This is a genomic window from Peribacillus cavernae (genome assembly GCF_003989135.1).
Taxonomy (GTDB): Bacteria; Bacillota; Bacilli; order Bacillales; family DSM-1321; genus Peribacillus; species Peribacillus cavernae.
Genome location: NZ_RYZZ01000002.1, coordinates 14,743 through 39,776, shown reverse-complemented (window position 1 = coordinate 39,776; position 25,034 = coordinate 14,743). Strand labels below are relative to the sequence as shown.

The following is a 25,034-nucleotide window of genomic DNA, read 5'->3' as shown; positions in this document are numbered from 1 at the left end:
ACCACCAATTTTATTTAGATGTTTATGCTTGACCAATCGATTTACTGCTATGGATAGTCATCATTCAACTTTCAATCTAGATAGTATAAATAGCCGCATTCTATCCAGTTGAATAGAAGCGGCTTTTGTTATAAAATTATTTATGTGCACCAGCAGGTTGTCTCCAACTTGCGATCCGATCTTTTTGCTCGGAAAGGATTTTTCGCATGTATTCAATTGATTGACGTGTGATACCGTCCGGATTGTGATCACGGCGTGGAAAACCAACTTCCATGGACAGCCATCCATCGTAACCAATTAATGCAAGCTCATCAACAGCCCCTCTAAAGTCTGTATGAGTACCAGGTGCGTCACGGTTTACGTCGGAAATATGCATATAACATAGACGATCGCCTGCTTCGTTAATTTGTTCTCTTATATCATCACCTCTATAGAAGACGTGAATCGTATCAAGCATAACGCCGGCGACATCTGGGCCAATACCTGCCGCTTCCATAAAGCGTAGGGAATCTCCAGCATGTTCAATAACATCGGATACTTCAGCTGTAGGTTCTACGGCAAGTTTAACTCCAAGGAAACGTGCAATCTCGGCATGTCTTTGAATACCTTCTACTGCATAATTCCAAGCTTCCTGACGAGGTTGCTTACTACGCGTCCAACCTGGCAACCAAAGAACGTTTTCACATTCGAGATCGTGAGCCATTTCAATACATCCTTTAATGTATTTATAATTAGCTTCTCTCTCTTCCTTATCCGGAGATGCAGGATTGTACCCTGGTCCCCCACCCAATGCAGGACATAAACCCGAAACCTGGATTCCTCTCCTTTTAACATGCGCAAGAATTTCTTTCCGACGAGCAGAACTAGTATGTTCAGGGAACGCATGCGGTGCCGCGGCGCCGATTTCGATTCCGTCATATCCCATTTCTGCCAAAGTATCAATAGTATCCTCCACAGAGCGACAAGGCATCCATCCAAAAGCTGAACCATACAACCAACTGTTAAAAGATAATTTCATAATAAATTCCTCCTATTTAGCATTTGCTAACTCATTAATATTTTCTTTATAAAACTTGGATAAATTAATTTTTTCCCCACCACATTTTGTAGATTCGACTGCAGCCAACACCAATCCCAAACTTCGTAGATTGTCTTTACCATGAGTTTCAGGTTGCTTGTTTTCTTTAACAGATGTGACAAACTCTCTTACTGTGCCCCATCTCTCCTCTTCCTCAACAGGATCCAGTGGAACTTCGAGAATATCATTAGCAATTTCCAATGTTCCTTTTCTGAACACAGTTTCTCCAATTACATTATCATGAGGATACAGCAGAACACGGTTATCATCCCATAAAATAGAAGCATGTTGGCCATGAATTTCCCAAGTTGCATCCCAGCCAGTATGCGGGCGACGAGAAACCCAGGAACCTGTGTAAGAAATCATTGTGCCATCACTTGTTTCAAATTCAACTAATGCTGACGCATTCCCCTTATACCAGCTCCAAGTAGGATTAAAACTGCGTGCCCGAACCCAATCTGGTTCGATTCCAAAAATACCACGTATGTAGTCAAAATGATGAATAGACATATCTACAATGAGTGGCTCTTGCATTTCGGTACGGAATCCTGTAAAAGGAGGCGCTTTTCTAAATCGTCCATAAATGGATTCAATTTTTCCAACTGCCCCTTCTTCAATCAAACGTTTTACAGTTCTAGGAGCTCTCCTGAAACGAAAGCTTTGGGTTATCATGACAAGCTTACCAACTTCTTCAGCCTTCTCCACTATCTTATTAGCAGCGGAGAGCGATGGCGCAAATGGTTTCTCAATCATACAATGAAGACCTGCTTCAAGGGCTTGGATCGCCACAGATTCATGAGCTTCTGGTGGCACAACAACCAAAGCTGCTTCAGCCTCAACAGTTTGTAGAGCTTGTGCAAGTGAGGTAAATCTCTTATTCTCTGGAATTCCAACCTGATCGCCAATTTCACTTAATATCATCTCGTTTAAATCTACGAGAGCGACAAGTTCGGTCCAAGGAGAATTTGCTATTACACTTGCCCATCCTCCTCCCCAGAAACCAGCCCCTACTTGAATTACACGCATGGTTATCCATCCTTTCTTTTTTAAAGAAAAATTGTTTCAATTTATAATAATTAGGGAAATACTGTAGAGAACCCTAAATATCACCAAATTTGTATCACTTTTTCTTTGAAGCCATAACATTACCCCAAAGATTAGGATCATCAACATTATTTTTATCTATGAGTACAGGCTCCAGCATCGTGTCTTTTGGATAAGATGTATCTCCATTAAAATACATTGCCATTCGTTCCGTCGCGACTTTGCCCATCTCTTTTGCGTCTTGGTTAAGTGAAGCGTCTTGGATTCCATCACGGATCCGTTCTAAACCTAGTGGAGTACCATCAACACCAACCATAACAATATGACCAGATTCCTCTACTTTTTTCAGTTTATCTAACTTTTTAAGAGCAGAAACGACTCCACGTAACATTTCGTCATTCGCTGAAAATGTACCAACAATATCTTTATGTGCAGTAAAAGCGTCCAATGTGTTAGAAAAGGCTTTATCCGCAACCCATTCATTGTTTAACGTAACTACTTTTATATTTGGATATTTCTTCATCCGCTTATTGAAACCTTCACTTCTTAAATCGGCTCCTGTGGCCCCAACCATTCCACGCTGTTCAAGTACCGTTCCTTTTTCCCCAACTACTTTAGCGATATAATCCGCTGCCATTTCTCCTGCTTTGTAATTGTCATAACCAACCCAAGTTTCATAGTCTTCGTCAAGTGGTTTTGATTCTACTCTAAAGACGGGAATACCGGCATTTTTTGCAGCCTTCGCGGATGGAATAATTAATTTTGCATCCACTGCACTTAATAAGATTGTATCTGGTTTAGTAGCAATAATATTCTGCATTTGGGTAGCTTGATTATCAGCATCCGTATTAGCGTCAAATACCTGCATATCCATTCCGTTTTCTTTAGCTGTTTCTTTAGATGAATCATTTAACATAACCATGAACTCAAAACCTAAACCCATTAATGCACTGCTAACTCTTTTTCCTTCAGTAGATTCTCCCCCAGAGGATGATGATTTTCCATTGTTATCCTCCTTTGTGTTTGATGAAGTTTTCTCTCCCCCACATGCTGAAAGAGTAAATGTTAACACTACTAGTAACACAATAAGTCCTAATAACTTTTTCATAAGACAACTCCCCTCAAAATTTATAAAATATGGTATTTTGATTTTGATATTCTTTAAGACTCTGTTTATCTATTGTGTGGGTTTCTATGATAATCTGGTGTATTTAAAATGCGTCTCGTAGGTGGGTTTTTATGAGTATGATTGAAGCTGAGAAGAATTATGATTTTCATCTTGAAGTATTATTAAGAAATTAAGTAGGGTTTAACAAAGACAATCAGATTACCTTGTCTCTCATTTGTGAACTAACTTACATTACTATTGTTTTGTTCGGTTTTAGGATTACTATTTTTGGCCACTTCCTTTCCTGACGAACTGCGTTTTAATCGGCTCATATTGGTTGTATTTTTTCCTTGACGGTAAATATCAAGCGCAGCCGCGATAGCAATGACTAATCCAGTAAACACCTTATCGTAATTTGGGGGTATAGAAAGCAAGACAATAGCATTTGATGCCATCGTAAGCAACAGTACGCCTAATACCGTTCCTATTACATTTCCTTGTCCTCCAAACAGACTTGTTCCACCAATTACAACTGCAGCAATCACTGTTAGTTCCATACCTGAACCGATAATAGGGCTGCCGGATTGTAAGCGTGCTGTCATCATAAGTCCGCCTACTGCTGCTGAAAGCCCGGAAATTACAAAGGCTATAACAATTACACGGTTTGAAGGAATTCCTGCAAGACGAGATGCCATTTGGTTTCCGCCTACGGCATAAATTTGTCTACCAAAACGGGTTTTTGTTAGTGTGATGTAAGAAATAATTATGAGAACGAGTGCAAACGGAATAAACACCGGGATCTGTCCTCCAAAAAATTGCGCATTCCCAATCGTTTCGAATACCTCGGGGACTGGGATAATGTTCTGCCCTTCTGAATAAACATAGGCCAATCCACTAGCTAAACTTAAACTCGCAAGTGTCACAATGAGTGATGGCATTCGTAACTTTGTAACAGCCAAACCATGTGCAAGTCCGAAAATGATTCCCAGAATTAGAGTAATAGTTATACCAAGCCATGGAGGCAATCCGTTATTCACCGTTAAGCCTACTGAAAGTACAGAACTTAGAGCGATAAGAGAACCGACTGATAAATCAATTCCCCCAACAAGGATAACAAAGGTTTGTCCAAGCGCAACTACCGCCACAATTGTTGCTTGGTATAAGATATTTACAATATTGTTCCCTGTAAGAAAATTATCAGACAATATGCTTAATACAGTACCAAGAACAAGTATAGCAATCAGTAAACCTTGTAAGTCTGAAAACTTACGACCAAAACTCCTCAAAATTTGAATAAATCCTGTTTTTGATTTTGAATTCATTTAATAAACTACCTCCTCTGCAGTTGCGAAACTAATCACACTTTCTGGTGAAACTTCAGATCTATTTAATTTCCCAGAAATCCGTCCTTCACGCATAACTAAGACACGATCACTTAATAGAAGGACTTCTGGCATTTCGGATGTTATCAGTAAAACTGCCATCCCGGATTCCGCAAATTCACCAATTAATCTATGAATTTCCGCTTTGGCGCCCACATCTACACCTTTTGTTGGCTCATCTAAAATTAAAACCCGTGGTTTCCTAGCCAGCCACCTTCCAATAACCACCTTTTGAGCATTACCTCCTGAAAGAGTCATAATATTGGCTTCCATAGACGGGGCCTTAACTTTCAGTGCGGCACTTTGTTCATTTGAAATATCTAATTCGCTTGTTTTACTTATAAAACCTAAATGAGTAACTTTATCTAAGAGACTTAATGTAAAGTTCTCCCTTACCGTGAGATTTCTTGCAAGTCCCTGGCCTTTTCTGTCCTCCGGTACAAATCCAATCCCTACTTTAACCGCTGCCCGGGGAGAGTTTTTTGGAATAGGTATGTTATCGATAAGCACCTCACCAGAATCGTAATCATCCACCCCAAAGATACAACGGGCAAGTTCTGTTCTACCAGCACCTACCAGGCCGCCAATTGTAAGAATCTCACCTTCGTGTAAGTCAAATGAAATATTCTGTAATACACCATCCTTACATAAATTACGTACTTTTAATATCTCTTTACCTGGGTTTCTTTTTTGAGGAGATAATTCAGGAACATCAGTGTTAACCATCATGCGTATAATTGTGTTTTCATCAAGGTTTTTAATATCTTCACTTCCAACATATCTTCCATCTCTAAATACTGTGACACAATCACAAATTTCAAAAATTTCCTCAAGCCAATGTGAAACAAAAATAATCCCAATTCCTTGACTTTTCAGGTCACGCATAACATTAAACAAACGCTCAATTTCTCTTGGTGATAAAGAGGTAGTAGGCTCATCCATAATTAATATCTTTGCTTCTTCTGATAATGCCCTTGCTATTTCAACCAACTGTCCTTCAGCGGGTGTAAGTTGATGCCCATATAGATCCAAATCTAAACCGGGTACAACTCGATTAATAGCGTTTAAAGCTTTCTTACGACATTCTTCCTCAGACACAACGCCGTATCGTCCAATCCATTGACCTAACATGACATTATCCACAACACTCATATGCGGAATCAAATTGTGTTCTTGATGTATAGTTGCAATTCCAGCTTTATGAGAGGCTTTCGGGTCATTGAATGGAATTTTTACTTCGTTAACAAGTATCTCCCCTTCGTCTGCAGCATGATATCCAGATACTATTTTGATTAGAGTTGATTTTCCTGCACCATTTGCTCCTAGTAGTGCATGAACTTCACCCGATTTCAATTCGAAGTTAACTCCCTCTAAAGCAACTACCCCTTGGAATCTTTTATGAATATTATTTGCTTTTAATAGACTCACATTATCCCCCCGTTTTAAGCCACTATCTGTAACTATCATTATGATGCGGAACTATTACTAATGTATTTATTAGTATTTAAGAATAATGTTACCGCTTTCATTTCATCTTAGCTTAAGCGCTTGTTACAAAAATTCTCAAAACAAATATCTCCATATCTAAAAATTATCATTCAGGTAATTGTAACTACTCCTTTTCATTTAATAGTAATATTGAAATTTTGTGTTATCAAATGTTGTTTTTATGTTTTAATTTATTTTTTTTGCTTGTGTTTATTGTAATTTATAAATATATTAACGTCAATATGTTTTTTAATAATTTTGAATAAATTTTAAAGTCGAATGTTTCAGACTAATTTACTTGTCCTATATATGGTTCACAGTCCGGTATATACCCTTGATGTTAAGCCATGGTATAAGGAAACTGTTATATATGTTCCAAATTATGAATATAAAAGGGGAAAAGCATGCAATACATTCACACTCTTGTTAAATTATTGAAGGGGAATTTAGGGAGATGAAAATAAAACGCTAAGATATGAAAGGAGATTAACAGAGGATTATTGCTTTACTTCCTCTTATAAAAGAAAAAACTCAGAATGTATTGACAATTTATCAGAAAAAAAACTAAAATGAAATTAAATGATAATATATAATATTTTTTAAAAAATGTTAATTGATTAGTAAGGAGGTGTAGGATTTGACAATAAATAACACCAATAACAATAAGGGGCATTTATTTGCGGAAGAAAGAAAAAATGAAATTGTTGAAATTCTAAATGTACAGGAAAAAATTCTGGTTCCAGAATTGGTTGATTATTTTCAAGTATCTGCGGCAACGATTAGAAATGATTTGAGGGATCTAGAACACGATGGATTATTAAAAAGAACCCACGGAGGAGCTCTTGCATTAGTCTTTCCCACTGTAGGTTTTGAAAAGGAGAGTGAAATTAAGGGATATGAATATCTGACACAAAAACATGCTATTGCGAAAAAAGCTTTTGAGTTAGTCGAGGAAGGAGATGTTATTGTATTAGATGCTGGTACCACGTCATTGGAATTTGCTAGGTTACTAAAGGAGATAAAAAATATTACTGTAGTAGTGAACGATTTAGAAATAGCAAGATGCTTTGACGATTCAAATGGGATACAAGTTTTAATTATAGGTGGTACCTTAAGAAAGAAATTTCATTGTACAGTAGGTCAGTTTGCTACTAAGACATTGAGTGAAATTAATGTTGATAAAGCTTTCTTATCAACAAATAGCTTTAGTTTAGAAAAGGGATGTACTACTCCGGATGTAAGCCAAGCTGAAATCAAAAAAGTTATGTCTGACATTGCATCTCAAGTCATCGTTCTTTGTGATAGCAGTAAAATTGGTATAACTTCCTTTGTGCAATTTGTGCCGGCTGCAGAAATAGATATCTTGATAACTGATAATGACATAAACCAGATAACGTTACAAAAACTTATTGATTCTGACCTCAAAGTAATTGTCGCAGATGGATAGTTCATGGACTATTTTGCGACAATTACTTGAACACCCAAATTTGTAATTTGTTCTACATCCGATTGATCTATTCCTTTGTCTGTAATTATCGTACTTATTTCGGTTGGAGAAGCAAATTGTATAAAGGAATTTTTTTTCATTTTGTTACTGTCACATAGCAAAATAGTTTCGTTTGCAACCTCAATCATTTTCTTTTTGATTTCTGCTTGGTTAATGTCTGGTGTAGTACAGCCACGAGTGATACTATAGCCATTAGCTGCTATGAATGCCTTATCAACATTGATTTCAGACAACATTTTTATTGCAAATGGACCTATAGTTGACCTGAACTTTTTTCTTAAAGATCCACCAATCAATATTACCTGAATATTTTCATATTCTTCCAAGCATCTGGCAATATCAATATCATTAACAATAATCGTGACATTTAGATCTTTTAAACTCATCGCTAATTCTAAGATTGTCGTTCCAGTATCAAAGATGATAATATCACCTTCTTCAATAAAATTCAAAGCTGCTCTGGCAATCGACCTTTTTTGTTCAACGTTTTCCACCATTTTTTGTTGAGTCACCGGTTCAAAAGCTACTTTTGGAGTTTCAACTCGAATGGCACCGCCATGTGTCCTTTTGATTAATCCAAGCTGTTCCAATTCGCGCAAATCATTTCTTATTGTAGCTGGAGACAGATTGAAATACTTTACTAATTCAGGAACAAGGACTTTTCCTTTTGAGTTAACCAATTTCACAATTTCACTTTTTCTTTCTTCTGCAAATAGTGTATTGGATTCACTTTCAGAATTATCAAATGCTTCTATGTCTTTCACATATATCATCCTTTTTTATTGTTTTATAATATATATTAGCATTATATTCAAAAAAATCAATTCTTAAGGAGTGCACCATTTCTTTGGGGTTATTAAATTATTTGTATATGATTCTTTATTTTAAAGGAGAAAATAAATGAAAAATAAGAGTGCAACTATTAATCAAATTTGTGAAACCGGTATTGTTAGTGTTGTAAGGGCAGAGAATAGCGAAAAAGGTTTTAGAATCGTAGATGCTTGCCTGGAAGGAGGAATTAATGCAATTGAAATAACGTTTACAATCCCCAATGCTCAGACGGTAATTAATGATTTGGCAGATAAATATTTGAGCAATGACATCATCTTAGGAGCTGGTACGGTTATGGATACTGAAACCGCAAGAATTGCCATTCTTTCAGGTGCTCAGTATATTGTAACTCCCTATTTCAATGAAGAAATAATAAAGATGTGCAATAGATATGGAGTTCCTTGTATTCCAGGTGTTGTAACATTAAAGGAAATGGTGGAGGCAATGGAATTGGGGGTTGATATTCTTAAACTATTCCCAGGTGAAATGTTTGGACCTAGTATAATTAAGACGTTCAAAGGACCTCTCCCCCATGTGCAACTCATGCCCACCGGAGGAGTAAGTCTTGGAAATGTTGAAGAATGGATTAAATCGGGAGCTGTAGCGGTAGGAGTTGGCAATTCTCTTACCAGTGGAGCAAATCAAGGTGATTACGCTTCAATAACAGAGACCGGAAAACAATTCATTCAGAAAATTACAGAAGCTAGATATCGATATAAAATTGGGTCGAGTTCATAATATCCCCTGTGGGTATAGCTCATTGGTTGTATAACGGAGCAAAACAAATTATCTCTATGTCTATTGCTTATATATTAGATTGGAAGTGGACTAAGTTAAATCCGCCAGGTGGGAATACGGACGACGTTTTATTTAACGAATTACCGCCTCTAAAGATACAGCAACTGGTTTTTATTTATTAAACTAAATTCTAAATGGACTAAGCATCCATTAGTGCCGAAAATAACTTTGAAAAACTTACTTGATGCCATTAAGAACTTATTAAAGGGAAGAGAGTGCAGTATATTGAAAAAAATATATGATATCTCATCACCAATTTTTGAAGGAATGCCCGTCTATAAAAACAGACCGGAAAAACAACCGAAAATCCACACTGTAACGAAAGGTCATGTCACAGAATCACGCCTTTCGCTCGATGTCCACAGTGGATCGCATATTGATGCTCCACTACATATGACAAATGAAGGAGCTAAGATAGAAAGTATCTCTATTCAAGACCTTGTTGGTCAAGCAAAAGTATTTGATCTCACAAATGTAAATGATTCAATTTCAAAATCAGATTTAGAAGTGCTTCCTATTAGAGCTAATGATTTCATTCTTTTCAAAACGAAAAATTCTTTTGAAGAGGAGTTTAATTATAATTTTGTTTACCTCAATGAAGAAGGCGCTAGGTATCTTGCCGAAATAGGAATTCGCGGAGTAGGTATTGATTCACTTGGTGTTGAACGAAGCCAACCAAATCATCCCACGCATAAATGCTTATTTTCTAATAATGTGATCATCATTGAAGGTTTACGCTTAAAAGACGTTCAACAAGGGGAGTATTTTATGGTGGCAGCTCCTTTAAAGTTAATCGGAACAGATGCCGCTCCTGCTAGAGTTTTGTTATTTGACTAGAAAACTAGAGCAGCAGAAACACATAATAATAATAGAGGAACAACCTTCAGTCAGTTGTTCCTCTTTTTTGACGTATTAAAAGGGAAAACAACTTTCCCATTAAAAGAAGATAAGATCAACACCACAATTCTTTAAATCAATAATTCACATTGGCTGTTGCTTGATATTAGAAATAGCATTTTACAGTAAACCGGACAACAAATGGAATAGGACTAAAGACCTATCCAGATATCGATGCTATTATTTGTCCGGATGCGACGGCCCTTCCTGCCATGGCTCAGGCAACTGAAAACCTGAAAAAAGCTGGAGATGTTGTAGTTACTCGATTTTCCACCCCGAATGTAATGAGAGATTATGTAAAACGAGATACAGTGAAACAATTTGGTTTATGGGACGTCAAAAAGCAAGGGCGACATATGTTGTTTATTTAATGACTATTGAAGGGAAAAAACTGAAAGTCGGGGATGAATTTGACTTTCCAAATGTGGGTAAAGTCAAAATCGAACCCAACTCCATTCAAGGATATGATTATGAAGCAGACGACAGCGGGATTATCCTATTACCAGAACGGGTTGTCTTCAAAAAAGACAACATCGATGATTACGACTTCTAATAACTCACGAATAACCTGGAGCTACTTTAAGCTTCAGGTTATTTTTACTTATTTATTGTACCTTATACTCATGAATTCATATATCTTCGGATACTGGAGAAAGATTAAGGATACACCTATCCTTTCATTGCAGGTCGATCTCCATATACGGTCAAGAAAGTTCTTTTGTGATAACCCTGATTGCCCGCAATGCATTTTTCCGGAGCGAAACCCGCGTTGGTCAATCCCTTGCCAGATGTACAAACATCCACCTATATTCCTTCACCAAAAAGGAAGAACCATTTTAACACCGATTATTACATTCGGCTTGTATTCTTCTTGCGTCATATCTTCTGCTTGTTCTATTTCCATCATCAATAAACATTTCTAACCGGTTGGTAACTTTATTTTATCTATTATTGTTGAAAAATAATTTCTGACAGTTCCAGTTGTGTTACTTTGCGGATTAGAGGTTTCATTTGTGGTTTGATGATCCGCCAGCAGTTCCAACACTTCCATTTCCCGTTCGTTATCGCTGGGGTCATCGTCCATTAGTTCAGGGGAGTAAATTCGCTTTCTCTCTATAATTCTGCGAATCGAGCAGGCTAACTCCTCGCTCGGGCTGTCCATCAATAAATAACCTCTTACATCAGCTTGCAATACACGTTGAAAACAACCTTTCCTTGCAAAGGTTGTTAAAATCATTACTTTACATCCAAATGGCTTTATAGCTTCTGCTGCCTCAAGTCCGCTCTTTTCAGGCATCTCTATATCCATGATACAAATATCCGGCTGTAATCGGTGCACAAGAATAAGTGCCTCTTTTCCATTGCTCGCCTTCCCAACCACTTCCATATCATCCTCCAAATTGAGCAGGGAACCAATTGCCCCTAACAGCATTTCCTGACCCTCTGCAATTACAATTCGAATCATGTACATTCCCTCCCTATCTGTCAGCTCCCTATTAAGCAAAGACTCCCCTTAAATCAAGGATTATAAAGGGGAGTCAGCCATATATGATTAAGTTATAGTTCAGGCTTTACTTGAACAGAAGCACTTTTTTTCGCTAAATATTTGACGTCTTTGAAGCCAACAAAATTCTTGTTTTGCTCATCCCATAAGCGGAAACGGATGGACCGCAAGCTTGTAGCAAGCGAAATCGTTGGTACGTTCTTTAAAGGAAGCGCATTATTGTGTGCCTTTTCCAGTTTATAGTTAGGTACCCTTGGACTTAAATGGTGGACATGATGGAAGCCAATATTACCAGTAAGAAATTGCATGAGTTTTGGAAGCTTATAAAAAGAACTTCCTTCCACTGCTGCTAGCACATATTCCCATTCTTTATCTTCTTCAAAATAAGAATCCTCAAATGTGTGCTGTACGTAAAACAGCCAAATGCCTACTGAACCTGAGATTAAGAATATGGAACCTTGTACTAAAAGAAACGACTGCCATCCGAGTGCCCAGCAGAGTAATCCTGCTAAAGCAACGATTAGAATATTCGTCAAATAAGTGTTCCTGCGTTCCTTCTTTCTGGCACCTTTTCGGTTAAATCTATTTTTAAGAAGAAAAACATAAATAGGACCTAATCCAAACATAACGAATGGGTTGCGATAAAAACGATAGGCTAAGCGAAGTCTAAGTGGTGCTGCCAAATATTCATTCACTGTAAGGGTCCAAATATCTCCTGTACCCCGCTTATCCAAATTACCACTTGTAGCGTGATGAACGGCATGCTCATGCCCCCATTGATCAAACGGAAATAAAGTTAGAACACCCATAAATGTCCCAACTATTCTATTGGCACGGCGGTTTTTAAAAAAGGAATGATGGGTACAATCATGAAAAATTATGAAAATCCGTGTCAAAAATCCAGCTGCTATCACAGCAGGAACTAATGTTACCCAATAAGAAACGGAAAGACTTATATATGCAAGGTACCATAAGATAATAAATGGCACTAACGTGTTAAAAATCTGCCATACACTTTCCTTTGTCGTAGATTTTTCAAAAGGAGCAACTTGTTTTTTCAGGTTTTTAGTATTTTGTAAGGACATTATTAGAATTCACTTCCTTTGGTGTTGTTAATTCAAATTATAAGGCAAGGTAAATGACATTGTTAGTACCAGGTGTCATGAGTTGGGTATGACAAATGTCATATACAAGTTGTTCTCACTTCCGTATTTTTGGTGAAGCTCCTCGGTAGTAATTATAGTAATAAAAATATCACGGGGGTTTTCCATTTGGACTTACAAGCCTTTTATAAAATTCCTCTCGATATAAGGCGGCAGCGACATTTAAGTTGATTTTCGTTATGGCCGTATTCAGTGGAATTATACTTCCTTGTTTACCATCTTTTTAGATATTGAATATGGAACGTAAGTTCGCATACAATATGTTTAAGGAGTTGATAAAGATGATCAATGACAGAGGCGCGAAAAAATGGACCTCCATCATGCTTCCTGAACATGTGAAGTTGTTATCTGCATGGACCGAAGAACAGAAACTTGTGGAGAAACCGGTGTTAGATGAACAAGAACTCGAACGGATCAGGATCCTGGTAATGGATTCACTCAACTACACGCTGCCTATCCGTGTTGTTTATTGGAAAGATGGTTTGTTTACAAAACGAACGGGAATCGTTGCCAAGGTAGATGAGCTAAACAAGCTGATCAAACTGGATTTATTGAGTGGAGAAACGTTCATACCTATTGATAGCATTAAGTCAGTGAGGATATGAATAATGATTCAACTATCTGAACGGGACCGTAATGCCTTGAGGCAAGCTGTTTTTCTGCCAATAGTGCTTAAAGTATTAGAAAAGGATCGATTGGTCATCGAAAAAGCGAAGTTTACATTCAGATTGTCCTATCTGCAGTTACTCGAACAGACCATAGCGGCCGTACATAAGGACATCAGGAAAACTAAGGAACATATGTGGGAGACCGGCATGAAGATCGAGGAAGAAAAACTGGATGATGGTACTAGCAGACATGTTTTCATCCATAAGGGGCAGCGTGAGTCCCATACTTACCCAGCCATAACCATCAGGAATAATGTGTACGATTTACTCGATTATTATCTGTTCGGCAGATTTGAGGAAAAGAAGGTTGAGGTTGAATATCCCGTAGAACCCGGACCAGGGACCATCAAAGTGCAGCTGACTGTCCACATGACAGGCTATTCAAGATCCTTGCACCAGGGCAGTTTCCCGGTTAATGCAAAAGAGTTTCGGAAGGATCCGCAATTTACCGCGGCTGTAGCTGCATATGAATTTGTCAGACAGATTAAGATGTCTGCGTTGGGTCATATGGAGTCTGAAATCGAGCAAGTGCTATATAATAATGAGCAGGATATTACAGAGGTTGTTAGGCAGGTTAGACCGATGACTTGCCGTTTTAAAAAAGAGATTAAGTCACACTTTTTAATCTAGAATCTCGATAAACTTGATCAAAGTCGATATACTAAATCATATAGGAGGTGTCTAGATATGGTCTCCATTTCTGATCATGAAATAAGTCGCGTCATTGACAGCATAAAAAAAGCAAAAGGAAAATTTTTATAGCTAAAGAATTGATCAAAAAGCTAGAAAATCATTTAGAATACCTTCTTGGATCATTTCCCCAATCTAAAAACTCTCACCTTCGACAAAACTCGGGGAGTGACATGCACCAGAAATCAAATTGCTAGTTCTTTCTTGGAGGGAATCCTACCCGCTAGTTCTTGAAGAACGGCCTTTGGAACATACACTTTGTCAAACAGCTCCCACAGCAGAGATAGCTTGCCGAGGATGGAGAGCGCGATGATTGGGCTGGTGTTTGTAATGATTGAATTCATCTCTATAATCCTTCCGTATACTTCTGTATCGCTTGTTCATCGTCTTCAAGATGCTCAGCGGTATATTCCATCCAAGGGATCTTTTTGCTTCGTAATATATCGATAAAGTTAGCCCTTGCCAGAAAACTCCGCAGCACGTTCTAACGTTACCGTCCGATCAACAAACAGACCGATAGCGAGCGATAAGCGTACTTTATCCTCTATGTTCTTTCCGTTGATGCTTTTATCTAAGATACGTATAATTTCATTAGGCAAACGGACATTCATATCATCTTGATTCAACATTGACTTTCACTCCCTTTTTTTGACTACATACGATTACAATTACAATTATCTTACCATATTCTCATTCAGTTCACCCGCTTTAAAATACCCTTACTCCACTAAGGAGCTAGGGTTTGTGAGTCTCACTAATTTAGGTTAGTCCACAGAGATTTTCTTTGTCATATGTGAGATTTAGGTCCATTCCCACCGCCCGTTGAATAATTCTGTGAACAAGATTATTCGGGAGAGTGACACCCAAAATTAGTGAATTTTTTGTGGGGGCATTTTCCTTCTTATAAATAAATGGATGGAACGAGATCCATTTATTTATTTATTTATTTATTTATTTATAAGGACAGCAAGCGGTAGCGCGGTAGAGTCTCACCAGAAGAACAAAATCGCTAACGCGACTTAATGACGCCCCAAGAGAGAGTATTCACTTGGGGCTTTTTCCCGCTCTTCGCATCGTCCCACCACAAACTGGACACACTGTTTCCACCTCTTCATTTCTTTTTAGAACCACTTGGAATTCATGGACGACATACTCAGGAATATCATCCTCCTCCCCGCATTCTAAACATGTGAATAGGATGGTTTTTATGTCCTCATTTAAACCAAAAGGATCCTCTTCATCTAGCCATTTTAACAATTCTTTGTTCAGCTCAACCGGCTCTTTGTCTTTTTTCATTTCCATCTATCCCCGATACTTTACGCATTCCATATCCTCCATATAATGATACAGGAATCCATAATCGGCATGCCATATTTCTACTAAGTCCATCTGACGTTGGCAGTACGGGCACAGAAATGGGTCTTGATCAAATGCTTCTACCATTCGTTGACGATATGTTTTCTTCTTCTTTTTTCTCTCTAAAAGGAAAGAGATCTGTTTGGTTCTAATGAATGCATATAAGCTTAATACGGTTTTAGCTCTTTGGTAGGTTCTTCTGCTATACAAACCAAATCGGCCACACATTCGAAAATGCTTGGGAGATATGTGCTGTATAAGATTAAAGATAAATGTATATACGGGTACCGTTTTATCTACTCTCTTTCCAGTTTGATGATCTTCATACCAAAAACGAACCGTCTTTCCGTCGTATTCTTCTATACGATATTCTGCAATTGCCGGTCTAGCCAAATATCTTCCTATGCATTTTGCTGCGCCTTTGGCATCCCTCATCTTCTGTTCTGCGTTCACATAGAATCCTTTTGGATATCTCTGGAACAACTCGTTGATTAATTTTTTTGCCTTTCGATTCTCCGGGAACCATTTCTTCATTAAATCTAACACGACCTTTTGCCAGGACTTCCTTACGTATTCATAAGGAATGTCGAATATTTTATAATTTCCTAAACAATAAAATAATCAATAAATTTTTCGAAAAATTTTTAAAAAATTGATTATTGTTGAGTGACAATAAAGTCCTTACTTTTGACTGTATAAAGCCGCATTCCTCTATTAAAAAATGGGGCTGCTTCAAAAAAAGCGTTTTTCTTTTAATTCTTAACCTAAAGAAGTACATCTCATATATTGAGATCACTTATAACGCATTTCTTTTTGTTATTTAATAGAGTAGGCGCATGATTTTCTTATGCACCTCAAACAGATCCGTATGGGCGGGTCCTCGCATACGGCTCCTCCACGATTATCCCTTCTAGAAATGTTGTCATTGTAAAAATCGAAGAAATACGAGACGATCATTATACTGTTTATTCATTCGTTAATCTTGCCTCTTAGTAAATATATGAAATATAGTAGAGGAAACAACATAAAATACCGTAGAAAAACGGGGGGGGGGGGGGATAGCTTGGTCATCTATGAGAGAGAACACGATTGGATAATGACGCCGCAGCATCATCACGGTCTGCTTTCGGGGCATATTGCCCGGCATTGGAATCCTGCTTATATCAAAAGAACCGAGAGATGGAGTGAGGTGATTTTTGCCATCTTCCAACATGACCGTGCCTGGATCGATCTGGATGAAACTCCTTTTTGGAATGATGGGACCAAGGAGCCGTATTCCTTCATCGACTTTCCTCTGATCCCTAAGCTTACCTTTTATAAAAAAGGAATCGATGAAGTTGAAAGGCAGTCCCCGTACGCCGGATTGCTGTGCAGTCTTCACTATGTTTCCTTTTTGGTCGGGTCCAAGGAGCCCGCCGCCATGGAATTCTCCAGACAGGAAAAAGCCCGGCAGCACCGTTTGATGGAACAATTGAACCTCTTTGAGGTACATAATAAAGACCTATTAAAAACTCACTTTCTGATGGTCCAATTTTGTGATGATCTCTCTTTATATTTGTGCATACAAGAACCTGGAACACCCAAGGCGGAAGAATTCCCTTGGTTTAAAAACGGATTTCGAGAAATCTTTCCGTTTACAGACGGGCATAAGATCATCGCAGAGTGGCTCGACTCGAAGCAAGTATCTCTGCGTCCTTTTCCTTTAGCCTTTCCGGCTGCTGTATCCATTAAAGTAAAGGAAGTAATGAAAGCAGATATCCATCAATGGGGGATTGAGAAAGCCTATAGGGATACGGATTGGAAAGAAAGAACGTTTACTTTGAAATAGGTTAGTTCAGAGCAGTATTACAAACAAGACCCTAATTATTGATTTGCTTCTGTTAAAAAGACGCTATATATTCAAACCCGTTGCGATATATACCTCTTGTTGACTTTGTTGAATATGTTGTTGGCTTCTTGGGTAAAATTACGTATAATTAGATGAAGAAGGAGGTATTTTACATGATTGTGAAAGAATCTCAAAGCGATAAGATGTGGGATGTAGCTCTTACTTTATCCCAATATGAAGATTATAGTAAGGTTACAACTGTTGTTAAACAAATTTTCATGGATATGTTTAATAAAATGAAAATTAGTTTAGTGGAGCCGTTGCCAGATCATCCTCTTGAACTAAATGAGCAGGAAATTTCTTATATGAAGCAACTAACTAATGAAATTGAGCAATTTCAGAAGGAAGGAAGGAAGGAAGAGTTAGCCGAAAACTTAACTGAATATATAGATAGGTTTACCCATCTATTCGCCAAGGATGAGCAAGAAGCCGAACATCTGCACAAAGTCCTTATGAAGAGTCTGCTTCAAATGATTATAGTAAATAATTACAGAAATTCTTTACAAGTACGTTATCCTGCACTTTTTTCAGACGAAGTATCCGCAGCAAACTTTTTACCTTTGGAAGAACATGATCACACCTTAAACTCAAATAGTGAATATTATTCTCCTCAAGAAGCAGCCGAAATTGCTGGTGTAAGTGATCAAACAATTCGCCGTTGGTGCAAACAAGGGGTTTATCCCGGTGCTGAACAAGGTCCAGGAAAACAGTGGAAAATACCTAAACAACATTTTAAAGTGTCACTTACTCAGGCAAGAGAAGCAGAGGCATTTCTTAATGACCTCCACAAGCGCAATAGAGAAATTGCCGGGGGGGAGATTGATGAGTTTGATCTTGAAACCTGAAACCAGAGTTATGCTTGATACTACCGTTCTCTGCAGTTCAATTCTTACTGATGGGCTAAATCTAAAACTGCTCAGAGCCGCGAGAGCCGGCAGGTATCAAGCTGTTATCTCAAGTATATGCCTGTTTGAATTCAGAAGGTACGCCTTAGAAGGTATTAAACAAGGCAAGAATTCTTTTCAGTTTACTGATTCATATTTCGAAAAGTTCATGGAGTTAGTTGTATTTCCCGCACTTCGTGGTCAACCTGTTTCAGAAAGTTTAGTTTCCCGTCATAGTTATGAAGTCGTAAAAATGGCAGATCATCGAACACCAATCGGTGATATGTTATATGAATTAACCTTAATGACACAGGAGCAGGTTGTATTTATATTAGAAGACAATAATATGACTAAACCCTTGTCTGAATTCGACCTCCAAGATGCCCATGTCTGGACTACCGCAGTGGCCACTGAATGCGAATATATCGTAACTTCAAATAAGAGAAAATTTCCTGAAACCATAGGAAATATTGAACGTATCCATCCTATTGATTTTGCTAAATTAATAGGAATTTGATAATATAGTAGCCTCGCGCTTAATAAAGACAGCTGTAATAGTTTTGTTACTTATTTCCTTTTCTATATAAGGCAATCTACTCTACAAAATTCATTTAAATTTTTCTCTACATGGGAAGTCCTATAAAAATTAATAGCCCTACTTTCTTTTTAATTATTACTTCTCTCCACTGGAATCCCTTCATATGAGCGGGCATTGCGAATAATTGAAATATATTCTTGAGCTTTTCGTGTAATCCTTTCAAAATCCGAGACTTCAATTGCTTTACGTTCTACAAGGTTTCCTCCTACTCCAACAGCAGTAGCACCCGCTTCAATAAACGAAGCTGCATTATCCAAATCAATCCCACCGGTAGGGATTATTTGAATATGCGAAAACGGAACTTTTACATCTTTAATATATTGGACACCTAATCCCGTAGCAGGAAACACTTTGACAAGATCAGCTCCCCATTCAATGGCGGTGATCATTTCTGTCGGAGTCATCACTCCTGGAATCGCAATTTTCCCGTATCTCAATGCTGTTCGGATTACATCTTCATTAAGACTCGGACTCAAAATAAATTCAGCACCACTGTCAATGGCTAATCTCGCGGACTCACTATCTAGAACAGTTCCGGCACCAATTATTGCGCGGTCTTCTAATAGATTGGATAGTCTATTAATTGAACTAAATGCACCTGGTGTATCAACAGTTACTTCAAGGGCTGTAACCCCTCCCTCTTGCAAAGCTTGACTTTCTTTAAATAAGACCGCAGTCTGATTATATTCATCAAATTTCACATGGGAGGTATCTACACCTGCCCCGCGGATGAAGTTACGTACAAATAATCCAAATTCATCGTTGCCCAGGCGGCTCATCCAGCTTACCTGATGGCCTAATCTAGATAAAGCGATTGCTACGTTTGCTTCCGCGCCATCGATCGTTTGTTTCAAATTGATTTGTAAACCGGAGCGGCGCGACCTTTGTAGGTACGAAAAATACCATCGTTTCCCCGAATGTTACGACATCCATATCTAATCCTCCTTTTCTATTGACATAGCTATGGCATTTTCCATTCCTGATTTCACAATGGCAGAAAGATTATGACAAACAGTTTCAGGTAAATCTGGTATCTCATTTAAATCCGTTCCCCATATTGATTGATTCGCTAAGATCGTTTTCACCAAATTCTCTATAGATTCATTTCCATTGTTGAGGTCACTCCAGCTTTTCATAAATAACTCAATAACTTCTGGTTGGTCCCGTATTATCTGGCTGCTTCCCTGCATTCGTTCTGGTTGGTAATATGCAATAAGAGCCGCAAGGGAGAAGGTTACAATTTCAGGCAGCTTTTTTTCTTGAAGAATCCTATCCTCCAATGTAGGAAGAAGTCTGCTCTTATATTTAAACGTGGCATTTAATCCTATATCACTGAGAAAGTGTTGATTAAATGGGTTGGAAAAACGTTCGATGACCGAGTCTGCAAACGCCTTTGATTGAGTCTCGTTTATCTTAATTACAGGAAGGATTTCCGTATAAATCCCACGATGGACATATTCCCGCAAGAGTTGATCCTCCATTACCTCGTGTACCGTCTTTTTGCCAGAGAGATATCCTGCTGCAAACATCATAGTATGAGCGCCATTTAATATCCTCACCTTAATATCGCGGAACGGCCTCACATCTGACCAGAAAACATTCAAACCAGCTTTATGAAAAGGAATGGTATTTGCCGTTTCCTCATCAGCTTCGATGGCAAATAGATGATATGGTTCCCCAACCGTAATCAATTCGTCTTCATAACCTAATCTAGTTCTGTATTCATCAATATGATCTTTTGGATAGCCCGTAACGATGCGGTCGACAAGTGTATTGCAAAATTGATTACTCTCTTGAACCCATTCAGTAAATAATTTCGGAAGCTTCCAATCGTCAGCTATTTTTAGAACTATTGCTCTTAATAAGGAACCATTATCCTCCAGCAACTCACAAGGAAAAATCTTCATTCCTGCATCTGGTGCACCATTCATCACCTTGTAGCGATGGTACAGAAATGCAGTTAATTTGCCAGGAAAGGAAAGCGGAGAAACTTCTGTTTTGTATTCCTCTGCCGAATAGCTTAATCCTGCTTCTGTGGTATTGGAAAAAACAAAACGGATATCCTTATTTTCCGCAACCTTTAATACTTCCTGCCAATCATTATAAGGATTGATCCCTCTACTAATAGAAGATACTACTTCTACCTCATCGATTATTTCCCCGTTTTCCATTCCTCTGAGTGCTACCGTATACAGACCGTCTTGTGCATTCAATTTAGGAACCACTTTCCCATGTGGAGTTGGTTGAATGGCGACTATTCTTCCATTAAACAACCCCTGTTTGTTCATTTGGTGAACCATCCAGTCAACAAACCCGCGCAAGAAGTTCCCTTCCCCAAACTGAATGATACGTTCTGGTAATTGATCCATGTGTTTATGTTCAGTAAACCATTGTTTACTTAGCCTCTTCATGCTAATCCACTCTCCCCCGAGTTTTTTAACTTAGAGAATGACACCATCCTTAAAGATGGCAATTTCTTTAAACCCAAACTGTTCATTGTTGGTTTGAGTTTCACCAGAAGCTACATTAATAATGTATTCAAAAAAATCATGCTTCAGAGTGTCCATATCCATTCCCTCGATCAACTGCCCCGCATTATAGTCAATCCAATTTTTCTTTTTCTCAAATAGCGCAGTATTAGTTGAAATCTTTACGGTTGGAACCGGACCGCCAAAAGGAGTTCCTCTCCCTGTAGTAAACAAAACGATGTGTGCACCGGATGCTGCTAAAGCAGTAACAGACACCAGATCATTTCCGGGTCCCTCCACAAGGTTTAATCCCGTTTTTGTAACCCGCTCTCCATAAGGTAAAACATCTACCACTTCACTAAATCCACCTTTTTGAACACAACCTAGAGATTTTTCCTCTAATGTTGTAATTCCACCTGCTTTGTTTCCTGGCGATGGGTTCTCGTAAACGACCTGGTCATACCGGATGAAATATTCCTTGAAGTCATTGACCAAATCGACTGTTTTCGAAAATACCTCTTTAGTCGTTGATCGGTCCATGAGTATTGTTTCTGCCCCAAACATCTCAGGAACTTCAGTCATGATCGTCGTACCACCTTGATCGACTAACAGATCAGAAAAGGCTCCTACAAGCGGATTACCGGTTATTCCAGAAAAACCGTCTGACCCTCCGCACTTTAGGCCGACCTTTAGCTTAGAAACCGGAACCGGCTGTCGTTTAAATCCTTCAGCATAATCGACCAATTCACTAATAAGAGTAAGTCCTTCTTCTAATTCATCGTCCACTTTTTGAACTTCTAGAAATTTAACCCGTTTGTTTTCATATTCTCCAATGGACTGTTTGAATAGCTCCACATAATTGTTCTCACATCCCAAACCCAATACGAGAATTCCCGCAGCGTTCGGATGATTCACAAGATTTGCTAATATTCTTTGCGTATTGATCAGGTCATCTCCTAGCTGGGAACAGCCGAACGGATGAGGATAATGAAACACTCCGTCTATTTCCCGTTCTTTATGGTTTTCCATGCCCATTTTCGCAAGAAGCTCAGCTGTTTTGTTAATACAGCCTACCGTGTTGATAATCCAAATTTCATTACGAATGCCTACATCGCCATTATTTCTTATATATCCCCGAAAGGTGCGATCAGAGGTTTTCACCTTTACATCGTTATTCGATCGTTGATTATACTGGTATTCCAGTGTCCCGGCTAAATTCGTTTGAACATTATGCGTATGAACCCATTCGCCTTCATGAATATCTGACTTGGCTGAACCAATGGGGTATCCGAACTTCATAATATTTTCCGTGATCCGGATGTTTTTAATGGCAATTTTATGACCAAAAGAAACATCCGTTTTCAGGTTAATATTGTTACCATTGATGATAATCTGTTCTCCCGCAGATAAATCCCTTAAAGCAACACACACAGAATCATCTGGATGAATGAGTAGATAAGAATCTTTATCTTTCATGATTACACCCTTTCAATAGAATTTAGACAAACAATAGACATAGCCGGATAAGTCTACTATGTCTATTGTCTAATTTCCTTACATATTTAAATTTAGAGAATGAACCCATTTATGATCTGGGTCATCAAATGGTTTCAACGTTCTTCCTTCCTCTCCAGCCATGAACCATAAATAATAAATCTGGTAGCCTCCCGCGGCATTTACGGGGTGATAACCCTTATCGATCGCAAAACTGTCGCCATTGCGAATAATATAAGCGTCATCAATGGAACCATCTTTTGTGTAATGAAGCTGTACACCAAACCCTTGCTCAGGGTTCGCTTGATAATGATAGATTTCCTCCAAATTTAGCTCTTCAGGATAATGCTCGCCATCATGCTTATGAGGTGGATAACTCGACCATTCACCTGCATGATTAAAGGTTTCCCCTAAGATCATCCGTTGGACTCTGCCATTTGCATTATCAGCGATAATGTCGTGCACTTCGCGTTTCCAATTGTTTTTTCCACGCTGATGGATAATGACTTCTTCTGGTTTGACTACAAAAGGCTCGAATTTTTGATCTGCCTTCACTTTACATACTGCCACATCCAAATCCGTTTCTGCCTTGATCTTGTACTGTGATTGACAAGGAAGATAGGCAGTTGTGGCCTTGCCGCTGAATACATTCTCTCTTCCGCCTAACTGCTCCCATGTCTGACCTTCGCAAGATAATACGGCAGTACCCTTTAATAGAACAAGGGCTGTTTCAAAATCGTTCGTTTGACTACTGTATTCTTGACCTGCTTTTAAAGATATTTTTCCAAAGGCTAAATATTTTAAAAGCGGACTATCCTCCTGGAATATTTCTTGATAGCCTTCGTTTTCCTTAGCTTTATAAAAACGTTCCATTCAACGAGTTCTCCTTCCGCTTATGCTATTTGATAGCAAGATGTACTACGTTCGAATAAATGATCCAAATCGCGTTAGCGCTATTACACAGTTTGAGCGATAGGATTCTTCTTCTCTTCAGAAACCCCAGCATTATTGGCCTCATGAAACAGGTTGAGAAGATCTTGATAGCTTGTTTGTCTCGGATTCGTTTCACTATTCTTATCCTTTAATGCATCCTCTGCTAAGATACTCCAATCGGAATCCTTAATATTGAACGTGTTAAGCGTAGGGATATTTGTGTCCTCCACCAATTTCTGCACCGCTACAACAGCTTTCTCTGCAGCTTCCATTGGAGACAGTCCTTCGATATTTTCACCCATCGCAAGAGCTATATCTGCAAAACGGCCTGGGCAAGCGATTAAATTGAACTTCATTACATAAGGCAATAAAATGGCATTTGCTACACCATGAGGAACATCATAGTGCCCGCCCAGCGGATGTGCTAGTGCATGGGCATTGCCTAACCCAACCTGTGGGAATCCAATTCCCGCAATCGTACTTCCCAACATTACTTTCTCTCTTGCTTCATAATTTTCCCCGCGTGCGTATGCTTCACGAAGATTAGCACTGATTAAACGTACCGCTTCAAGATTAAGTATGTCAGCAATAGGCGCTGCCCCATTTAAAGCCGCTTTTGTTGTATATGCCTCGATTGCATGGGTAAGTGCGTCGATACCAGTGGCCGCAGTAATGGCAGGTGGCAATCCCAGTGTAAGCATCGGATCAACCAGCGCAACCGCTGGAGCCTGTAAAGGACTGCCTATACTGGATTTCCAATTCTTCCTTTCGTCTGTAATTACAGCCCATTGAGTAACTTCACTTCCTGTACCTGAAGTTGTAGGGATTGTAATGACATCTGGCCCTTTTTTCGTAAACGTTTTACCGCCGTTATCATATTCGTTTATATCCCCTTCATTGACGGTCATCATACTAATCGTTTTACAAGCATCCATTGCGCTGCCGCCGCCCACGGCAACAAAAGAGTCACAGCCATTTGAACGGAAAACCTCTATCCCTTTTACAACCGTTGCAGAAGGTGGGTTTGGTGGAACTTCATCAAAAATAATATACTCAATGCCATTGCTTGTGATGGACTCAATGATTCCATTTAATAATCCAGCTTTTACAATTCCCTTATCTGTAACGATCATGGTTTTCTTATAATTCCTTTCAGCTAACACTTCTCCAGCTTGCAGTGATGCATCCTTACCAAAAACGATTTTAGTAGAACAAAGAAATTGAGAATTTTCTAACATAATGATCCTCTCCTTAA

At 38.6% G+C, this 25,034-nt stretch carries 26 protein-coding genes and 1 pseudogene; 9 read left to right on the top strand and 18 right to left on the bottom strand.

The window, feature by feature from the left end:
• Positions 1 to 136: 136 nt before the first annotated feature.
• From ELQ35_RS02055 to ELQ35_RS02035, 5 genes are all read right to left on the bottom strand, one after another.
• A complete protein-coding gene (locus tag ELQ35_RS02055) occupies positions 137 to 934 on the bottom strand; it encodes a sugar phosphate isomerase/epimerase family protein (protein ID WP_185861631.1) in 798 nt (265 codons plus the stop codon).
• Positions 935 to 1,030: 96 nt separating this feature from the next.
• Positions 1,031 to 2,104 (bottom strand): Gfo/Idh/MocA family protein, encoded by a 1,074-nt coding sequence (locus tag ELQ35_RS02050; protein WP_126863199.1) that lies wholly within the window; start codon positions 2,102 to 2,104, stop codon positions 1,031 to 1,033.
• Between the two features lie 94 nt (positions 2,105 to 2,198).
• On the bottom strand, positions 2,199 to 3,230 hold the full coding sequence (locus ELQ35_RS02045) for a sugar ABC transporter substrate-binding protein (RefSeq protein WP_126863198.1): 1,032 nt from the start codon (positions 3,228 to 3,230) through the stop codon (positions 2,199 to 2,201).
• 242 nt (positions 3,231 to 3,472) lie between these two features.
• The gene (locus ELQ35_RS02040) at positions 3,473 to 4,552 is read right to left on the bottom strand and encodes an ABC transporter permease (protein WP_126863197.1); all 1,080 of its coding nucleotides are present in this window, start codon (positions 4,550 to 4,552) and stop codon (positions 3,473 to 3,475) included.
• The gene (locus ELQ35_RS02035) at positions 4,553 to 6,040 is read right to left on the bottom strand and encodes a sugar ABC transporter ATP-binding protein (protein WP_221884948.1); all 1,488 of its coding nucleotides are present in this window, start codon (positions 6,038 to 6,040) and stop codon (positions 4,553 to 4,555) included.
• A gap of 697 nt (positions 6,041 to 6,737) precedes the next feature.
• On the opposite strand from ELQ35_RS02035, the gene ELQ35_RS02030 reads away from it, so the two are divergent.
• Positions 6,738 to 7,547: a DeoR/GlpR family DNA-binding transcription regulator gene (locus ELQ35_RS02030; protein ID WP_246025938.1), complete on the top strand. Its 810-nt coding sequence runs from the start codon at positions 6,738 to 6,740 to the stop codon at positions 7,545 to 7,547.
• An 8-nt stretch (positions 7,548 to 7,555) separates the two neighbouring features.
• Here ELQ35_RS02030 and ELQ35_RS02025 read toward each other — a convergent pair whose 3' ends face one another.
• Positions 7,556 to 8,371: a DeoR/GlpR family DNA-binding transcription regulator gene (locus tag ELQ35_RS02025; RefSeq protein WP_246025937.1), complete on the bottom strand. Its 816-nt coding sequence runs from the start codon at positions 8,369 to 8,371 to the stop codon at positions 7,556 to 7,558.
• Between the two features lie 136 nt (positions 8,372 to 8,507).
• On the opposite strand from ELQ35_RS02025, the gene ELQ35_RS02020 reads away from it, so the two are divergent.
• The 3 genes and pseudogenes from ELQ35_RS02020 to ELQ35_RS02010 form a co-directional block, all read left to right on the top strand.
• Positions 8,508 to 9,176 (top strand): bifunctional 2-keto-4-hydroxyglutarate aldolase/2-keto-3-deoxy-6-phosphogluconate aldolase, encoded by a 669-nt coding sequence (locus tag ELQ35_RS02020; RefSeq protein WP_126863194.1) that lies wholly within the window; start codon positions 8,508 to 8,510, stop codon positions 9,174 to 9,176.
• Between the two features lie 285 nt (positions 9,177 to 9,461).
• Entirely contained in the window at positions 9,462 to 10,073 is a 612-nt protein-coding gene (locus ELQ35_RS02015; RefSeq protein ID WP_126863193.1) for a cyclase family protein, read from the top strand.
• Positions 10,074 to 10,285: 212 nt separating this feature from the next.
• Positions 10,286 to 10,686 (top strand): annotated as a pseudogene (locus ELQ35_RS02010) (substrate-binding domain-containing protein); the annotation flags it as partial.
• 366 nt (positions 10,687 to 11,052) lie between these two features.
• On the opposite strand, the gene ELQ35_RS02005 reads toward ELQ35_RS02010, so the two are convergent.
• Both ELQ35_RS02005 and desA read right to left on the bottom strand, forming a co-directional pair.
• Positions 11,053 to 11,598: a response regulator transcription factor gene (locus ELQ35_RS02005; protein ID WP_126863192.1), complete on the bottom strand. Its 546-nt coding sequence runs from the start codon at positions 11,596 to 11,598 to the stop codon at positions 11,053 to 11,055.
• Between the two features lie 92 nt (positions 11,599 to 11,690).
• Positions 11,691 to 12,722, bottom strand: a complete 1,032-nt coding sequence (gene desA, locus ELQ35_RS02000) for a Delta(5) desaturase DesA (RefSeq protein ID WP_126863191.1) — start codon at positions 12,720 to 12,722, stop codon at positions 11,691 to 11,693.
• A gap of 359 nt (positions 12,723 to 13,081) precedes the next feature.
• Between desA and ELQ35_RS01995 the strand changes: the two genes are divergently transcribed.
• Positions 13,082 to 13,405 carry a YolD-like family protein gene (locus ELQ35_RS01995; RefSeq protein ID WP_126863190.1) on the top strand — a complete coding sequence of 108 codons (324 nt, stop codon included), beginning with the start codon at positions 13,082 to 13,084 and terminating at the stop codon, positions 13,403 to 13,405.
• A 3-nt stretch (positions 13,406 to 13,408) separates the two neighbouring features.
• Positions 13,409 to 14,098: a YhjD family protein gene (locus ELQ35_RS01990; RefSeq protein WP_126863189.1), complete on the top strand. Its 690-nt coding sequence runs from the start codon at positions 13,409 to 13,411 to the stop codon at positions 14,096 to 14,098.
• A gap of 245 nt (positions 14,099 to 14,343) precedes the next feature.
• Here the strand turns inward: ELQ35_RS01990 and ELQ35_RS22470 are convergent, their stop codons facing one another.
• The 4 genes from ELQ35_RS22470 to ELQ35_RS01975 form a co-directional block, all read right to left on the bottom strand.
• Positions 14,344 to 14,502 carry a PIN domain-containing protein gene (locus ELQ35_RS22470; RefSeq protein ID WP_185861630.1) on the bottom strand — a complete coding sequence of 53 codons (159 nt, stop codon included), beginning with the start codon at positions 14,500 to 14,502 and terminating at the stop codon, positions 14,344 to 14,346.
• Between the two features lie 108 nt (positions 14,503 to 14,610).
• Positions 14,611 to 14,787, bottom strand: a complete 177-nt coding sequence (locus ELQ35_RS22920) for a UPF0175 family protein (RefSeq protein ID WP_246025936.1) — start codon at positions 14,785 to 14,787, stop codon at positions 14,611 to 14,613.
• 415 nt (positions 14,788 to 15,202) lie between these two features.
• A complete protein-coding gene (locus ELQ35_RS01980; RefSeq protein ID WP_126863188.1) occupies positions 15,203 to 15,454 on the bottom strand; it encodes an FmdB family zinc ribbon protein in 252 nt (83 codons plus the stop codon).
• A gap of 6 nt (positions 15,455 to 15,460) precedes the next feature.
• Complete coding sequence (locus ELQ35_RS01975) at positions 15,461 to 16,048, bottom strand: transposase (protein ID WP_126863187.1); 588 nt, start codon at positions 16,046 to 16,048, stop codon at positions 15,461 to 15,463.
• 529 nt (positions 16,049 to 16,577) lie between these two features.
• On the opposite strand from ELQ35_RS01975, the gene ELQ35_RS01970 reads away from it, so the two are divergent.
• From ELQ35_RS01970 to ELQ35_RS01960, 3 genes are all read left to right on the top strand, one after another.
• Positions 16,578 to 17,342 carry a DUF3891 family protein gene (locus tag ELQ35_RS01970; protein ID WP_185861629.1) on the top strand — a complete coding sequence of 255 codons (765 nt, stop codon included), beginning with the start codon at positions 16,578 to 16,580 and terminating at the stop codon, positions 17,340 to 17,342.
• A gap of 173 nt (positions 17,343 to 17,515) precedes the next feature.
• Positions 17,516 to 18,247 (top strand): helix-turn-helix domain-containing protein, encoded by a 732-nt coding sequence (locus ELQ35_RS01965; RefSeq protein ID WP_185861628.1) that lies wholly within the window; start codon positions 17,516 to 17,518, stop codon positions 18,245 to 18,247.
• The gene (locus tag ELQ35_RS01960) at positions 18,225 to 18,803 is read left to right on the top strand and encodes a PIN domain-containing protein (protein WP_185861627.1); all 579 of its coding nucleotides are present in this window, start codon (positions 18,225 to 18,227) and stop codon (positions 18,801 to 18,803) included. The genes ELQ35_RS01965 and ELQ35_RS01960 overlap by 23 nt, the downstream gene beginning before the upstream one ends.
• Positions 18,804 to 18,952: 149 nt before the next feature.
• Here the strand turns inward: ELQ35_RS01960 and ELQ35_RS01955 are convergent, their stop codons facing one another.
• The 6 genes from ELQ35_RS01955 to ELQ35_RS01935 form a co-directional block, all read right to left on the bottom strand.
• Complete coding sequence (locus tag ELQ35_RS01955) at positions 18,953 to 19,738, bottom strand: bifunctional 4-hydroxy-2-oxoglutarate aldolase/2-dehydro-3-deoxy-phosphogluconate aldolase (RefSeq protein WP_246025935.1); 786 nt, start codon at positions 19,736 to 19,738, stop codon at positions 18,953 to 18,955.
• Positions 19,686 to 19,817 carry a hypothetical protein gene (locus tag ELQ35_RS23365; protein WP_281278090.1) on the bottom strand — a complete coding sequence of 44 codons (132 nt, stop codon included), beginning with the start codon at positions 19,815 to 19,817 and terminating at the stop codon, positions 19,686 to 19,688. Before ELQ35_RS23365 ends, ELQ35_RS01955 begins: the two co-directional genes overlap by 53 nt.
• A 2-nt stretch (positions 19,818 to 19,819) precedes the next feature.
• The gene (locus tag ELQ35_RS01950; RefSeq protein ID WP_126863183.1) at positions 19,820 to 21,295 is read right to left on the bottom strand and encodes a tagaturonate reductase; all 1,476 of its coding nucleotides are present in this window, start codon (positions 21,293 to 21,295) and stop codon (positions 19,820 to 19,822) included.
• 30 nt (positions 21,296 to 21,325) lie between these two features.
• Entirely contained in the window at positions 21,326 to 22,828 is a 1,503-nt protein-coding gene (locus ELQ35_RS01945; RefSeq protein ID WP_126863182.1) for a UxaA family hydrolase, read from the bottom strand.
• A 78-nt stretch (positions 22,829 to 22,906) separates the two neighbouring features.
• Complete coding sequence (iolB, locus tag ELQ35_RS01940) at positions 22,907 to 23,719, bottom strand: 5-deoxy-glucuronate isomerase (RefSeq protein WP_126863181.1); 813 nt, start codon at positions 23,717 to 23,719, stop codon at positions 22,907 to 22,909.
• A gap of 83 nt (positions 23,720 to 23,802) precedes the next feature.
• Positions 23,803 to 25,017, bottom strand: a complete 1,215-nt coding sequence (locus tag ELQ35_RS01935) for an iron-containing alcohol dehydrogenase (RefSeq protein ID WP_185861626.1) — start codon at positions 25,015 to 25,017, stop codon at positions 23,803 to 23,805.
• Between the last annotated feature and the right edge of the window lie 17 nt (positions 25,018 to 25,034).